We start from the raw sequence: 14,242 nt of genomic DNA on the forward strand, positions 1-14,242 counted from the left end.
CGGGCGTAGGCCCGCCCTGGCTGCCGCTCAGAGCAGCGGTGCCAGCGCTCGCTCGGCCGCTTCCTTGCTCAGCGCCATGCGCTGCGCCCAGTCGGACACCTGGTCTTCACCGATGCGGCCGACATTGAAGTAGGCCGCGTCCGGGTGGGCAAAGTAGAAGCCCGAGACGCTGGCCGCCGGGGTCATGGCCATGCTGTCGGTCAGGCCCATGCCGATCTCTTCCGGCGTCAGGGTCCGGAACAGCGCGCGCTTGACCAGGTGGTCCGGGCAGGCCGGGTAGCCGGGTGCCGGGCGGATGCCGCGGTAGGCTTCGGCGATCAAGGCCTCATGGCTGAGCGCCTCGTCCGCGGCATAAGCCCAGAACTCCGTGCGCACACGCTGGTGCAGGCGCTCGGCAAAAGCCTCGGCCAGACGGTCGGCCAATGCCTTGAACATGATGGCGGAGTAGTCATCATGATCGGCCAGGAACTGAGCTTCCTTCTTCTCCACGCCCAAGCCGGCGGTCACGGCGAACAAACCAATGTAATCGGGCACCACGCCCTTTGGCGCGATGAAATCGGACAGGCAGCGGTTCGGGCGCTTGACCCCGTCCACCACCGGCCGCTCGCTCTGCATGCGCAGGCCATGCCAGGTCATCAAGACCTCGCTGCGGCTCTCATCGCTGTAGATTTCGATGTCGTCGTCATTGACCTGGGCGGCCGGGTAGAGGCCGAACACACCGCTGGCCTGCAGCCAGCGGCCCTTGATCAGGCGCTCCAGCATGCGCTTGCCGTCGCTGAAGACGCGCTGCGCCTCGCTGCCGACGATCTCGTCCTTGAGGATGGCCGGGAAGGGGCCGGCCAGATCCCAGGTCTGGAAGAACGGGGCCCAGTCGATGGCTTCGGCCAGATCGGCCAGATCGTAGTTGCGGATCACGCGGCGGCCGATGAACTTGGGCACCGGCGGCTGATAACTTGCCCAATCCACGGCATGCTTGTTGGCGCGCGCCTCGGCCAGGCTGACCATGGGCGTCTGCTTTTTGTTGGCATGCAGATGGCGAACCTGCTCGTAGTCGCTGCGCAGATCGGCGATGAATTTGGCGGCGCGCTCGTCCGAAAGCAGATCGCTGCACACGCCGACGCTGCGCGAGGCATCGGGCACATAGACCACCGGGCCTTCGTAATGCGGCGAGATCTTGACGGCGGTGTGCACGCGGCTGCAGGTGGCGCCACCGATTAGCAGCGGCGTGCCGCGCGAGCGGAAATGCTCGTCGCGCTGCATCTCGGCGGCCACATGCTGCATCTCCTCCAGGCTGGGCGTGATCAGGCCGGACAGGCCGATGATGTCGGCGCCCTCTTCCTTGGCGCGCGCCAGGATGTCCTGGCAGGGCACCATCACGCCCATGTTCACGACCTCGAAGTTGTTGCACTGCAGGACCACGGTGACGATGTTCTTGCCGATGTCGTGCACATCGCCCTTGACGGTGGCGATGACGATCTTGCCCTTGGGTTTGGCCTCGCCGCCGGCGTCGATCAAGGCCTTCTTTTCGGCCTCGATATAGGGCAGCAAATGCGCCACCGCCTGCTTCATCACGCGGGCCGACTTGACCACCTGGGGCAGGAACATCTTGCCGGCGCCGAAGAGGTCGCCGACCACATTCATGCCGGCCATCAGCGGACCCTCGATCACATGCAGCGGCCGGCCGCCGCTGGCCTGGATGGCTTGCCAGGCTTCTTCGGTGTCGGCGTCGATGAAATCGGTGATGCCGTGCACCAGGGCGTGGCTGAGGCGCTGGTTCACGTCGCCAGCGCGCCAGGCCAGGCGGGCCGTGTCGTCAATGGCCATGCCCTTGGCGCGCTCGGCCACTTCGATCAGGCGCTCGCCGGAATCAGCGCGGCGGTTCAGCACCACGTCCTCGACGCGCTCGCGCAGTTCGGCATCAAGATCGTCGTAGACGCCCACCATGCCGGCGTTGACGATGCCCATGTCCATGCCCGCCTGGATGGCGTGATACAGGAAGACCGTGTGAATGGCCTCGCGCACCGGATCGTTGCCGCGGAAGCTGAAGGAGACATTAGAGACCCCGCCCGAGACCTTGGCGCCGGGCAGGTTCTGCTTGATCCAGCGCGTGGCTTCGATGAAATCGACCGCGTAGTTGTTGTGCTCTTCGATGCCGGTGGCGATGGCGAAGATGTTCGGGTCGAAGATGATGTCCTCGGGCGGGAAACCGACCTCGTTCACCAGGATCTTGTAGGCGCGCTCGCAGATCTCGATCTTGCGGGCGAAGGTGTCGGCCTGGCCCTGCTCGTCAAAGGCCATGACGACAGCCGCGGCGCCGTAGCGGCGCACCAGCTTGGCCTGGCGGCGGAACTCGGCCTCGCCTTCCTTCATCGAAATGGAGTTGACGATGCCCTTGCCCTGGATGCATTTGAGGCCGGCCTCGATCACGCTCCATTTGGAGCTGTCGATCATGATGGGCACGCGGGCGATCTCGGGCTCGCCGGCGATCAGGTTCAAAAAGCGCACCATGGCCGCCTGGCTGTCCAGCATGGCCTCGTCCATGTTCACGTCGATGACCTGCGCGCCGTTCTCGACCTGCTGGCGCGCCACGGCCAGGGCCTGCTCGAACTGGCCGTTGAGGATCATGCGCGCGAAGGCCTTGGAGCCGGTCACATTGGTGCGCTCGCCGACGTTGACGAACAGCGTGCCGGCGCCGATCTGCACGGGCTCCAGGCCCGAGAGCTTCATGGCGGGCGGAATCGATGCGGCGGGGGATGTGGTGTGGGTCATGGCGGCCTTCGACGCAAAGGCAGAGCCGCGTACTCACCGCAGCCCCGCACGTGCTCAATCAAGAAAACACAGAGGAATCGGTGAGCGTCGTTGCCGGGCGCCGGCCCTGCGGTTTCCCCGGGCTGCACCTGTCCGAGCCTGGCGGCACACTCGGCTGAATGTGTGAACCCGTCGCAACGCTCCTCGGACCGGCGCATTTTACGCACCCCTCCGCGCCCGAACTCAAGCAAAGCCGGGCAAATGCCGACAATCTCCTGTGAACCCTGAACGGCCATCTTGGACCTGATCCAACTCCCCCCCAACAGCCTGCGCGCGGGCCAAGTGCTCAGCTTCGCCCTTCGCGACGCCGGGGGCAATCTGCTCTTCGCCGCCGGCCAGCCCCTGCCCAACACACCTCAGGTGCAGGCCCTGATCGCCCGCGGTGTCTGGGTGCAGGCCCATGAAACCAAGGAGTACCAGCGCGCCCTGGCGCACAAGATGGACACCTTGATGCACCAGGGCGCGGTGCTCGCCGACATCGTCAAGGTTCAGGCCGACTTTCGCCAGGAAAAAGCGCAGAAGGTCGAGCTCGGCGAGCAGGCGGCTTGGGCCGATCTGCAGATGCACGCCCACAGCCTGCTGCGCGAGCCCAAAGCCGAGGATTTCAAGCCGCGCTTCCAGCAGCTGCACAACGACGCCCTGGCGCGCCTGAACGCCAAGCCCGATGCGGTCCTGCTGCTGCTGATCTTCGAGTCCAGCCTGAACACCCAGAGCTACAGCGACCGCCACGCCCTGCTCAGCCTGGTGCTGGCCGAGCTCTGCGCGCGCCAGCTGGGCTGGCCGGAAGACTGGCGCCTGGCGCTCACGCAAGCGGCGCTCAGCATGAACCTGAGCATCACCGCCCAGCAAGACCGACTGGCCTCACAGCAAGACGGTCCCAGCCATGCCCAGCAGCAAGCCCTTGTCTCCCATGGCGACCGCAGCGCCGAACTGCTCGGCAGCCTGGGGGTCAGGTCTGAACTCTGGCTGAAGACCGTCTGCCTGCACCACGACGCCGGGCCCGGCCCGCTGGCCGGCCGCGCCCCGGCCGAACAGCTGGCGCGCGTGCTGCGCCGCATCGACATCTTCGGTGCCCGGCTGAGCCCACGGCGCTCACGCCAGGCCATGGCCGGCGCCTCGGCCGCGCGCGCCGTCTTCCTGGACGAGTTGAAACAGCCCGACGAAGCCGGTGCGGCCTTGATCAAAACCACCGGTCTCTACCCGCCCGGCAGCTTGGTGCGCCTGGCCAATGGCGAAGTTGGCATGGTCATCAAGCGCGGCCACAGCGCCACCGAACCCCTGGTGGCCTCCCTGCTGGGCAAAAGCGGCAACCCCTTGAGCGAGCCGGTGCCACGCGACACCCGCCTGGCCAGCCAGGCCATCGCCGCCAGCCTGGCACCGCATGAGCTCAAGCTGCGTGTCAACGTCGACAAGCTGCTCAAGCTGGCCGGGGCCAGCTGAAGCCAGGCTCAGCCTTCAATCCGCCTTCAGGCGGCCTGCTCGGTCAGCTGGCTCAGGAACTTGGAGCCTGAGGGCCGTGGCTGGTAGGCCGACACACCCTTAGCAATCGCCGCGATGTGGTCGGGCGTGGTGCCGCAGCAGCCGCCGGCGATATTGAGAAAGCCGCTGCGCGCGAACTCGCTCATCAGTCGGCCGGTGACATCGGGCGTTTCGTCGAAGCCGGTATCGCTCATGGGGTTGGGCAGGCCGGCATTGGGGTAGCAACTGACCGCCACCGCGCCAGCCGCCTTGGCCAACTCTTCGATGTAAGGGCGCATCAACGTGGCGCCGAGCGCGCAGTTCAGGCCGATGGCCAAGGGCTTGGCGTGGCGGACCGAATGCCAGAAGGCGGTCACGGTCTGGCCCGAGAGGATGCGGCCTGAGGCGTCGGTCACCGTGCCCGAGATGATGATGGGCAGGCGCTCACCGGTGTCCTCCATCAGCTCATCCAGGGCGAAGATGGCCGCCTTGGCATTGAGCGTGTCGAAGATGGTCTCCACCAAGAACAGATCAACCCCGCCCTCCAGCAAACCCTTGGCCTGCTCGTAGTAGGCGGCGCGCAAGGTGTCGAAATCGACATTGCGAGCACCGGGGTCGTTGACATCGGGGCTGATGCTGGCGGTGCGGGGTGTCGGGCCGAGGGCGCCGGCAGCGAAGCGCGGCTTGTCTGGCGTGCTGTATTTGTCGCAGGCGGCACGGGCCAGGCGGGCCGCGGCCACATTCATTTCATAGGCATGCGCCTGCAGGCCGTAGTCTTCCTGCGCCACGGTGGTGGTGCCGAAGGTGTTGGTCTCGATGATGTCCGAGCCGGCGGCCAGGTATTGCTCGTGGATCTGGCTGATGACATCGGGCCGGGTCAGCACCAGCAGGTCGTTATTGCCCTTGAGATCGGTCGCGTGCTCGGCAAAGCGGGCGCCACGGAAATCGGCCTCGCTCAGCTTGTAGCGCTGGATCATGGTGCCCATGGCGCCATCGAGGATGGCAATGCGCGTTTGCATGATCTCGGCCAGGCGGCCGCCGCGGGTGTAGGTGCTGGCTGAGGTGTTCATGCCGGCATTGTAGGAAACCCGACTGTGCCAGGCTGAAGCAGGGGCGGGCCGAGCTGGGCCCCGACGCAAAAAAGGCCTGCAGCGCAGGCCTTTTCAGTCACCGGAGCGTCAGCTCACTGAGCCTGACGACGGCGACGCGCCATGCCGACCACGGCCAGGCCACCGGCCAGCATCAGCAGATAGCTGGAAGGCTCGGGCACGGCAGCAGCGATGGTGCCGTTGACGCCGAAGGGCAGTTCGACGCTCAAGCCGGAGCCGGCCTCGGTGAGGGCCTCGAAGGGAGCGCCAGACAAGGCTTGGGCTGCATTGCCCTCACGCGCGTCCGAGGTCGGCGGCTGCCACGGGCCAGATGCCAGCGAACCGGCCAGGCTCCAGCGCAGCCAGTAGGTTCCTGCGTCCAGGCTGAAATCGGCCACATCGGCTTGCGCCTTGTAGATGCCGCGCTGTGTGTTGGTCAAGGTGGTTTCGGTGACGCGGTAGCCCTGGCGGCCGCCGTTGGTCAAGGCCGTGGTACCCGAGGCCACCACGGTGCCGCTGTTCACATCGCCCGAGACAATGCTCCACGTGGCATTGGTGAAGGTGAAGCCGGTCGAACCGGTCTGGTAGCCAAAGAAGTCCAGGCTTTGAACATTCCAGACGCTGCCGGCGGCGACAGTGAAATCGTCGGCCACGGAAATGCCCGCGGCAGTGTTCATGCCAAAGCCGAAGGTCGAGGCCGGCGAAGTCAGCACCGACAGACCGTTGCCACCGACCACCGGGCCGTTGCTGTAGATCACGTCAGCGTGCGCGGCGCCGGCGGCGGCCAACAAGCTCAAGAGCATCAGTTTCTTCATATCCACTCCGTCATTGAATTGCGTTACCCGCAGCCCAGGGAGTCCAAGCCCCAGAACTGCATCCCTCGTTTGGCGCACAACTCCCGTCCGCCATCGAGCACACAAGTTAACAGCGACACAAATACTTCACATCCAAGGAACTACGCTCAGGTAATCCACAGCTTGACAAGCAAAACGGCCTGCTACAAGCAGGCCGTTGGCACGAGGATCTCGTCTCTGGGATTCAGCAGCTTCAGCGGCTGCCGGCGGGCCGGCCCTTGCCCGGGCCGCCGGGTCCGCGCGCACCGCGGGGGCCCGCGCCATCGCGACGGCCGGCAGGGCGGGCTTCGCCGCGACCCTCTCCGCCAGCGTGGCCACGCGGGCCGCGCGGCGCTTGGCGCGGGTCCCGCATTTCACGGGTTTCGCGCACCGGCTCTTCGGCGCGCTCCGCGCGTGCGATGTCCAGCAGCCCCGGCAACTCCTCGGCCGACACACCCTTGAGCACGCAGAAATTCGGCAGTGTCAGCGTGGTGCGCTCGAAGTCATAGAGCAGGCCGGCGCGGTTGCGGCGCTGGGTCTGGGCCAGATCACGCTCGGCCTGTTCGCTGGCGACCCGCTCCTGCTGCAGATTGCGCCGGCGGGTCAGCTCTTCGCGGGCCGCTGCACGGTGTTCGTCGCTGAGTTCGCCGGCCGGCTGGCCGTCCAGGTCGAAGCGCTGCGTGGCCTTGCTCAGGGCAATCAGGTAGCCGGTGTTGCCGGTGAAGCGGCGCAGAAAGGCAGACAGCTGGGCCTTGCTGAACTGGCCCGGAGCCCGCTCCTGGATATCGGCCTGCACCCGCAGCTTCAAGGGCTTGAAGGCACCGCCCCCGAACAAGGCCGGAAACAAGGCCTTGAGCTGGGCCGCACAGGCTGCCGGGCTCATCTCCGTTGCCGCGGCTGCAGCGGGCGCAGCGACCTCAGCAGGCGCAACCGTCTCCGGCGCCTGGAGCGGCGTGAGCTCGCCGTCAGCGGCCACGGTGGCGGCCACAACAGTGGCTTCGGCCTGGGCTTCCACCGGGACGATGGGAGTGGGCTGCGTCGAATCGGGAATGTCGTTCATGAGGGCAAGTGCGGCAAGACTGCAAAAGGAATCGAGCGCGTATTGTCCACCCAGCGGCCCAGGCGCCCGCAAACACGGTGCTCGGCCGCTTGCGCAGCCCGCACCGACGCTCGGACCTGAGCCTAGTTCAGGCCGCCAAAGACCTTCTTGAGCAGGGCGCTGCCGGTGCCCAGGGGATCCTGGCGGATCTTGCGCTCTTCCTCGCCAATGATCTGGAACAGGCCTTCGATGGCCCGGCCGGTCACGTACTGCTGGATATTGGCATCTTCGCCGCGCAGCAGGCCGAGCCCGGCCGCCTTGCCGGCCACGGCGTTGTACTTGTCGGCCAGGGCCAGCTTCTGGGTGGCCTGGCTGACGATGGGCAGGAACTTTTCACTCAGGGGCACGCGTGTCTTGCCGGCGAAGAACTGCGTCACCGCGTCGTCACCGCCCTTGAGCAGTTTCAGGCCATCTTCCACGCTCATGCCTTTGACGGCGGCCAGCAGCAAGGGCTGGGCCGCAGGCACGGCCGCTTCGGCGGCGCGGTTCATGGTCGTGAGCAGCTCATCGACCTTGCGCCCCTGCCCCAAGTTCTTGAGCAACTTGGCGGCATCCTTGAGATGGCCGGGCAGCTCGATACGCACGGCCGGGTTGGCCAGAAAGCCATCGGCGCGGCCGAGCTGGGCCACGGCCGCCGTGCAGCCACGCTCCAGCGCCGCGCGAATGCCCGAGGCGGCATCGCCCTCGCTCAGGCCCGCACGGGCCCAGGGGCTGCACAAGCTCAGCAGCGGCAACAAAATCAAGGGGCGGCGTTCCATCATTGCGTCTCCTGGGTCAGTTGGGGAAAAGCGTCAGGGTAATTCACCCGGCGGCCTCATCCAAGGACAGCACGTCCTGGTCGATGGCGCCAAACAGACTCAGGCCGTCACGGCCCTTCATCTCAATGCGGATGCTGTCACCGAACTTCATGTACTCGGTCTTGGCCGCGCCACTGTCCAGCGTTTCGATGGCGCGCTTCTCGGCAATGCTGCTGTAACCGTGGCTGCCATCCTGCTTGCTGACCGGGCCGGAGCCGACGATGCTGCCGGCGCGCAAGCGTCGGGTCTTGGCCGCCTGAGCGATCAGCTGGCCGAAGTGAAAACTCATCTCGGCACCGGCCTCGCAGTGGCCGACCTTGCGGCCGTTCCACATGGTCTGCAGACTCAGGTCGACCCGTCCCTCGCGCCAGGAGGCGCCCAGCTCATCGGGCGTCACCGCCACCGGGCTGAAGGAGGCAGCCGGCTTGCTGTGCAAGCTGCCACCTCCCCGGGCCTGCTCTGCCGGAGCCAGCTGGCGCAAGCACCAGCCATTGGCCAGCATCAAGAGCCGCACACCCTCAAGCGCCTCGCCGGGGCTCACGCCCCGCTCGACATCGCCGGTCACCACGGCCAACTCGGCCACGAAATCGATGCCCATGGCTTCGGAGGCAAAACGCGCCGGCTCGCAAGCCCCGAGGAAGTCGTCGCTGCCGCCTTGCGACAAGCAGGGTTCGCTGTGGAAACCGTCCGGCAGCTCGGCCCCGCGGGCCTGGCGCAGCAGGGCCTCATGGCTCAGATAGGCCGAGGCTTCGAGCCACTGGTAGGCACGCGGCAGCGGCGCCAGGCAGCGCTTGGGCTCGAAATTGAAGGCATGGCGCAAGCGGCCATGGTTGAGGTCGGTGTAGAGCGTTTCCAGCTGCGGCGACAGAAAACCCCAGTCGTCCAGCACCTGCTGCATCCGGGTGGCGATGCCGCTGGCGTAATGGGCCTGGCTCAAATCGCGCGAGACCAGCACGAGCTGGCCGTCGCGGGAACCATCCTGGTAGGTGGCAAGTTTCATCGATGGTGACAATACAGCGCTGCGATGACGGCATTGTCCAATGCGAAACGATGCGCCTTGAATTCTTCACCACTCAGCGCTGGCTTCTGGCCCGCCCCTGGCTGCTCGCCCTGGCCGCGAGCCTGGGCGCGCATGCCTGGCTCATGCAGGCCGGCAGCAGCACACCACGCAGCGCGGAGCGCGCCACACCCGGCATCGCCACGGTGCGGATGCTGAATCAAAAAGTCCCGGCGCCGGTCGCATCCGGCATGACAGCCGAGCCGGCCGCAACGCGCAGGCCAGACCGCCCGCGTCGACCAGGGCCCGCCATGCCTGCCGAAGCTCCGGCCGCCGCGCCTGAATCCAGGCCAGAAAGCGCACCCGATTCCGCAACCGGGCCGGCGCCCGTGCAGGCCCCACCGGCCAGCGTCCGCCTGGCAGCGCCCGGCGAGTGGCATTACATCCTGCTGCAGAACGGGCAGTACGGCCGTGCCCGGCTCAACTGGCAGCCGGGCGAGCGCGACTACAGCTTGCTGCTGGAGCGCGAGCTGGATGGGCGGCCGCTGCCGGCCTGGAAAAGCCAGGGACAGCTCGATGCGCAGGGCTTGAGCCCGGACCGCTACGTCCAGCAGCGCCGCGGCCGCGACATGGTTGCCACCAACTTCCGGCGCGAGGAAGGCTTGATCAGCTTCTCCGCCAGCAGCGAGGAAGTGCCCTTGCCGGCCGGCGTGCAGGATCGGCTCAGCTGGTGGATACAGCTCGCGGCCATGATCGAAGCCGCACCCGAGCGCTACCCGCCGGGCAGCGAGTTGCGCCTGCCCGTGGTCGCGCTGCGTGGCGAGGCGCGCGAATGGCGCTTCGAAGTGCTGGACCAGCAAACCCTGGAGCTGCCCGGCGCCAGCATTGCCCGCGCCCTGCATCTGCGTCGGGCCGCGCTCGGGCCCTACAGCGGCGACATCGAGGTCTGGCTGGACCCGGCGCGCGGCCATATCCCGGTTCAGTTGATCATGGACCTACCTGATGATCGCGGCTGGCAAATGCAGCTGAGTGCGCCAGCAGAGAAACCCTGAGGACCCCGCATCCACGTGTGTTTTTTGACGCTTCCAACATGAAATTTCTGCAGCGAAGCGCCGAACAGGGCTGTGATCTGACACTATTTACTCACGGCCAGGTGCAAGGGGCTGCCGATAAGCCTTGAAAGACGGCACGCTGGCCGCAGTTGACGCTGAAAGGAGCCGACCATGCACATGCTTTACAACTCCCCCAGTTTCAGTGTCGTCAAGTTCGACGTGCAAGTCACCGAACCGGTCCCCGGGGAATTCCTGCAAGCCAACCCCGAGCTGCAGCTGCACCGCGGCGGCTATGAGATCGTCGACAAATTCTCGCGCCGCGAGATCTTCATCGAGGGCGCCCTGGCCCAGCAGTTCCAGGACGGCGTCGAGGCCTTGATTGAACAAGACCCGAGCGAGGAAGACCTCGATGACTTCATCGAAGGCTATGCCAGCATGGGCCATCAGCCGGTGGTGATGCACTGAACTGGCGCTAAAAAACACCGCGCCAGGCCCTTGTCCTCGGCGCGAGGCTGCGCCAAGATGGGGCAGCGCCGGCTCTGAGCCGGCGCGCTTTCAGCAAGGGATGCAGCCCATGGTCAAGCGAACAGCGAGCCCCCGGCCCGCCAAAGCCAAGGCCCCCGCCAGCGGGGGCCCTGTTGTTCTTGGCAAGCCCGCCAGCGCCACAGCGCAGGCCGAGGTGCGCAGCGCTGTGCGCCTGCTGCCCTCGCCCGGCCTGAAGGACGCGCCGGTGCTGGACCGCATGTGTTCGCAGTTCGTGCTGACCTTGACGGTCAAGCATGCCGGCCGCTTCAACCTGCGTCGAGATTTCAATGGCCTGCTCTCCTTCACCGGCCGCCATCTGGTCTGGCCGCTGCGCGTGCTCGGCCGCCTGCGGGACTATCTGAGCCTGCGCTGCCAGGGCAATGAACTCTGGCGCGGCCATGAGCAACTCAGCGACGAGGCTTTTCTGCTGCGCCATGGGGTCTGGAACGGCCCGTTCTCGGAATCCACCCTGTTCTTTTATCTCGACGAATACGTCAAGGACGCACCCAAAGACATGCTGGCCTTGCTGGCCGCCACCAGCGAATGGCTGGACCGCCAGCTCAAGCGAGAATCCACCCTGGTCGAGAAGAACATCGACGCACTCGGCACCCTGCTGCAACTGAACCCGGCCGAACGAGCCCTGCTGCTCTACGGCACGCTGGCGCGCTACCAACGAGAACTGCGCGGCGCCTTGGTCGAGTTCAAGGTCAACACCGCCCAAGAAGCCTTCGCTGCGATTGCAGCCGTGGCCGGCGTCAATGAACAGGAAGTCGCCGAAGCGCTGCGAGCCGGCTCGCGCCTGGAGCGCATCGGCATGGTGGAAAACCTGATCTCCGAGCACAACATCACCGACCTGGCCGACCTGATGAAGGTCAGCGACCAGCTGCCGCCGGTGCTGATGCGCGAATACCCCGGGCCACACGACCTGATGGCCGTGTTCACCCGGCCGGCCACGCGCAGCCAGCTCTGTGCCGACGATTTCGAATTCGTGGCTGAAGACCTGGCCCTGCTCAACACCTTGCTGCGCCAGGCCGTGGCGCGGCGCGAGCCCGGCGTCAATGTGCTGCTCTACGGCCCACCCGGCACCGGCAAGACCGAGCTGGCCAAGGTGGCGGCGCAGGCCGCGGGCCTGGATCTGTACGAGGTGGAATATGCCGACCGGGACGGCAACAGCCTCTCGGGCCGTGACCGCTACCGCTCGCTGCAGATCAGCCAGGTCTTCCTCAAGGCCAGCGCTCATGTGGCCCTGCTGTTCGACGAGGTCGAAGATGTCTTCCCGCCTCTGTCCACGGACACCGCCCAGTTGATTGCACGGCTCGATTCGGCCGCCGAGGCGCCGACCTCGGGTTCAGTGTCCGGCAAGGCCTGGGTCAACCAGATCCTGGAGACCAACCCGGTGCCGGTGATCTGGATCACCAACCGCATCGAGCAGATCGATCCGGCCTTCCGGCGCCGTTTCCAGTACCACCTGGAGCTCAAGTCGCCGCCGCCCGGAGCGCGCCTGGGCCTGGTCAACAAGGCCCTGGCCGATGTCCAGGTCAGCGCCGAGTTCGCGGGCCGCCTGGCCGAACGGCGCGGCTTGACGCCGGCGCAAATCCGCACCGCGGTGCGCTTTGCCCAGCTGGCCGGCGACCGCGAAAACTGTGAGCAAATGATCGAGCGGCAGCTCGCCAATGCCGACAAAGCCTTGGGTCAGCGCGCCCAGGGTCGAGCCATCCGACCCACGGTGACGCAATACACGCTCGAGCTCTTGAACTGCGAGTCGCGCTTCGAGTTGCCACGCATCGTCACCGCCCTGCAGCGCCGCGGTGTCGGCAACCTCTGCTTCTACGGCCCGCCGGGCAGTGGCAAAACGGCTCTGGCCGAATACATCGCCCAGACCCTGCAGCGGCCGCTGATGGTGCGCCAGGCCAGCGACCTGGCCAGCAAATTCGTGGGCGAGACCGAGCAGAACATGGCCCGCATGTTCGAAGCCGCCGAGTCGGAAGGCGCCGTGCTGCTGCTGGACGAGGCCGACAGCTTTCTGCGCAGCCGCCGCATGGCCGAGCGCAATTACGAGGTCTCCGAGGTCAACGAAATGCTGGCCGGCATGGAACGCTTTGCCGGCATCTTCATCTGCACCACCAACCTCTTTGAAGAGCTGGACGAAGCCGCGCTGCGCCGCTTCGCCTTCAAGATCGGTTTCAAGCCCTTGCGCGTCGAGCAGCGCCAGCGCATGTTTGCCCGCGAAGCCTGCGGCGACGAGGCGGCCACGCTGGACACCGATCAGATCAGCCGTTTGGCCGCCCTGGATCAGCTGACCCCCGGCGACTTCGCGGCCGTGCGCCAGCAGGTGGAAACCTTGGGCGAGGCCTTGAGCCCCGATGAGTTCCTCTCGCAGCTGGAGGCCGAGCACCGCGTCAAGCCCGGTGTGCGGGCGCGCCGCAGCATCGGCTTCAAGCACTGAAGTTCCAGCGCAGCGCTACCAAGCTGTGGCATCGTCACGGCATGAACCACCCGCTTCTTGCCCGCCTGCTGATCCTGCTCACCCTGCTGCTCGGCGCCGCGCCAGCGCTGGCCAAGCCGCCTGCCTGTCCACCCAGCGCCACCGCCCCGAGCGCGGAACAAGCCCAAACCTTAGCCGCCCAGGCACCCGACCGCGGCCTGCTTTACCGCCTGCGTCGCGACGGCATCAACTCCTACCTCTACGGCACCCTGCACATCGGCCGCATGGAGTGGCTGTTCCCGGGGCCGCAGCTGCGCATGGCCATGGCCCAGACGCAGCTGCTCGCCCTGGAGCTGGACCTGCAGGACCCGGCCACGCTGAAGGTGCTCAGCCAGCCACCACGTCAACGCGAACCGCTGCGCCTGAGCGAGGCCGAGCGCCAGCGCCTGGCCGCCCAGGCGCGCGCCGCCTGCCTGCCCGAAGGCGCACTGGCGGGCCTGCATCCGCTGCTGCAACTGAGCAGCTACACGGTGCTGCAGGCCCGCTGGGACGGCCTCGACCCCGGCTTCGGCCAGGAGCAGATGCTCGGCAGCTGGGCGCGCCAGCAAGGCCGCAGCGTCCATGCCCTGGAATCGGCCGAGCTGCAACTGCTGGCTTTGATCCCGCAACAGACCCAACAGGCGCGCCAGCTGCTGCTCAAAGGCCTGACCCAGCTCGAACGCGGCCAGGTGAGGCCGGCGCTGCGGCGCCTGGCCGAGGCCTGGGCCGCGGGCGACCTGGCGACCCTGCAGGACTACGAGCGCTGGTGCGATTGCATCCACGACGCCCAGGATCGGGCCGAGCTGCAGCGGCTCAACGATGGGCGCAACCCCGCGCTGGCGCGTGGCATCGCCGCCCTGCATGCGCAAGGCCGGCCGGTGCTGGCCGCCGTGGGCGCCCTGCATCTGAGCGGTGAGCAATCCCTGCCTCTGCTGCTGGCCCAGCTGGGCTTCGAAGTCGAACGCCTGGTGCCGCCGTCAGACGTACGCTAGGGAAGCTCTGCATGAATCCGGGCGAGACCATGCAGTGCGGATCGGGATGGGCTGCAAGGCGCAGTTTGAAGCCAATAGCTGTAGCTATTGGCGAGAAGTGCAACGCCGCAGACCGCCCGAGGCCGCGCT

Annotated in this window: 11 protein-coding genes and 1 riboswitch; of the genes, 5 read left to right on the forward strand and 6 right to left on the reverse strand. The window is 66.8% G+C overall.

Annotated features, from left to right (window positions below; all coding sequences use genetic code 11):
* Positions 1–27: 27 nt before the first annotated feature.
* Positions 28–2,769, reverse strand: coding sequence for a methionine synthase (gene metH, locus ACQY39_RS01235; RefSeq protein WP_428503088.1), 2,742 nt, complete (start codon positions 2,767–2,769; stop codon positions 28–30).
* A gap of 75 nt (positions 2,770–2,844) precedes the next feature.
* Positions 2,845–2,960: riboswitch (S-adenosyl-L-homocysteine riboswitch) on the reverse strand.
* Between the two features lie 85 nt (positions 2,961–3,045).
* Between metH and ACQY39_RS01240 the strand changes: the two genes are divergently transcribed.
* Positions 3,046–4,248, forward strand: coding sequence for a hypothetical protein (locus ACQY39_RS01240; protein WP_428503089.1), 1,203 nt, complete (start codon positions 3,046–3,048; stop codon positions 4,246–4,248).
* Between the two features lie 26 nt (positions 4,249–4,274).
* Here the strand turns inward: ACQY39_RS01240 and ACQY39_RS01245 are convergent, their stop codons facing one another.
* From ACQY39_RS01245 to ACQY39_RS01265, 5 genes are all read right to left on the reverse strand, one after another.
* Entirely contained in the window at positions 4,275–5,336 is a 1,062-nt protein-coding gene (locus ACQY39_RS01245; RefSeq protein ID WP_428503090.1) for a homocysteine S-methyltransferase family protein, read from the reverse strand.
* 113 nt (positions 5,337–5,449) lie between these two features.
* Positions 5,450–6,169 (reverse strand): PEP-CTERM sorting domain-containing protein, encoded by a 720-nt coding sequence (locus ACQY39_RS01250; protein ID WP_428503091.1) that lies wholly within the window; start codon positions 6,167–6,169, stop codon positions 5,450–5,452.
* A 232-nt stretch (positions 6,170–6,401) separates the two neighbouring features.
* Positions 6,402–7,247 carry a ProQ/FINO family protein gene (locus ACQY39_RS01255; protein WP_428503092.1) on the reverse strand — a complete coding sequence of 282 codons (846 nt, stop codon included), beginning with the start codon at positions 7,245–7,247 and terminating at the stop codon, positions 6,402–6,404.
* Positions 7,248–7,369: 122 nt separating this feature from the next.
* The gene (locus ACQY39_RS01260; RefSeq protein WP_428510692.1) at positions 7,370–8,044 is read right to left on the reverse strand and encodes a DUF4197 domain-containing protein; all 675 of its coding nucleotides are present in this window, start codon (positions 8,042–8,044) and stop codon (positions 7,370–7,372) included.
* Positions 8,045–8,087: 43 nt separating this feature from the next.
* Positions 8,088–9,083, reverse strand: coding sequence for a fumarylacetoacetate hydrolase family protein (locus ACQY39_RS01265; RefSeq protein ID WP_428503093.1), 996 nt, complete (start codon positions 9,081–9,083; stop codon positions 8,088–8,090).
* Between the two features lie 50 nt (positions 9,084–9,133).
* Between ACQY39_RS01265 and ACQY39_RS01270 the strand changes: the two genes are divergently transcribed.
* The 4 genes from ACQY39_RS01270 (at position 9,134) to ACQY39_RS01285 (ending at position 14,113) form a co-directional block, all read left to right on the forward strand.
* A complete protein-coding gene (locus tag ACQY39_RS01270) occupies positions 9,134–10,132 on the forward strand; it encodes a DUF3108 domain-containing protein (protein ID WP_428503094.1) in 999 nt (332 codons plus the stop codon).
* 171 nt (positions 10,133–10,303) lie between these two features.
* Positions 10,304–10,597 (forward strand): BTH_I0359 family protein, encoded by a 294-nt coding sequence (locus tag ACQY39_RS01275; protein ID WP_263517839.1) that lies wholly within the window; start codon positions 10,304–10,306, stop codon positions 10,595–10,597.
* A 109-nt stretch (positions 10,598–10,706) separates the two neighbouring features.
* The gene (locus ACQY39_RS01280; protein ID WP_428503095.1) at positions 10,707–13,103 is read left to right on the forward strand and encodes an ATP-binding protein; all 2,397 of its coding nucleotides are present in this window, start codon (positions 10,707–10,709) and stop codon (positions 13,101–13,103) included.
* 41 nt (positions 13,104–13,144) lie between these two features.
* The gene (locus tag ACQY39_RS01285) at positions 13,145–14,113 is read left to right on the forward strand and encodes a TraB/GumN family protein (RefSeq protein ID WP_428503096.1); all 969 of its coding nucleotides are present in this window, start codon (positions 13,145–13,147) and stop codon (positions 14,111–14,113) included.
* Positions 14,114–14,242: the final 129 nt, after the last annotated feature.

The sequence above is a fragment of the Roseateles sp. genome, from assembly GCF_965262435.1.
Taxonomy (GTDB): domain Bacteria; phylum Pseudomonadota; class Gammaproteobacteria; order Burkholderiales; family Burkholderiaceae_C; genus Paucibacter_A.

What these genes read in the sequence shown, in the direction of transcription:
- ACQY39_RS01255 (WP_428503092.1), bottom strand. Translation starts at nt 7,247, where the DNA reads ATGAACGACATTCCCGATTCGACGCAGCCCACTCCCATCGTCCCGGTG.
- ACQY39_RS01260 (WP_428510692.1), bottom strand. Translation starts at nt 8,044, where the DNA reads ATGGAACGCCGCCCCTTGATTTTGTTGCCGCTGCTGAGCTTGTGCAGC.
- ACQY39_RS01270 (WP_428503094.1), top strand. Translation starts at nt 9,134, where the DNA reads ATGCGCCTTGAATTCTTCACCACTCAGCGCTGGCTTCTGGCCCGCCCC.
- ACQY39_RS01280 (WP_428503095.1), top strand. Translation starts at nt 10,707, where the DNA reads ATGGTCAAGCGAACAGCGAGCCCCCGGCCCGCCAAAGCCAAGGCCCCC.
- ACQY39_RS01245 (WP_428503090.1), bottom strand. Translation starts at nt 5,336, where the DNA reads ATGAACACCTCAGCCAGCACCTACACCCGCGGCGGCCGCCTGGCCGAG.
- ACQY39_RS01250 (WP_428503091.1), bottom strand. Translation starts at nt 6,169, where the DNA reads ATGAAGAAACTGATGCTCTTGAGCTTGTTGGCCGCCGCCGGCGCCGCG.
- ACQY39_RS01275 (WP_263517839.1), top strand. Translation starts at nt 10,304, where the DNA reads ATGCACATGCTTTACAACTCCCCCAGTTTCAGTGTCGTCAAGTTCGAC.
- ACQY39_RS01265 (WP_428503093.1), bottom strand. Translation starts at nt 9,083, where the DNA reads ATGAAACTTGCCACCTACCAGGATGGTTCCCGCGACGGCCAGCTCGTG.
- ACQY39_RS01285 (WP_428503096.1), top strand. Translation starts at nt 13,145, where the DNA reads ATGAACCACCCGCTTCTTGCCCGCCTGCTGATCCTGCTCACCCTGCTG.
- metH (WP_428503088.1), bottom strand. Translation starts at nt 2,769, where the DNA reads ATGACCCACACCACATCCCCCGCCGCATCGATTCCGCCCGCCATGAAG.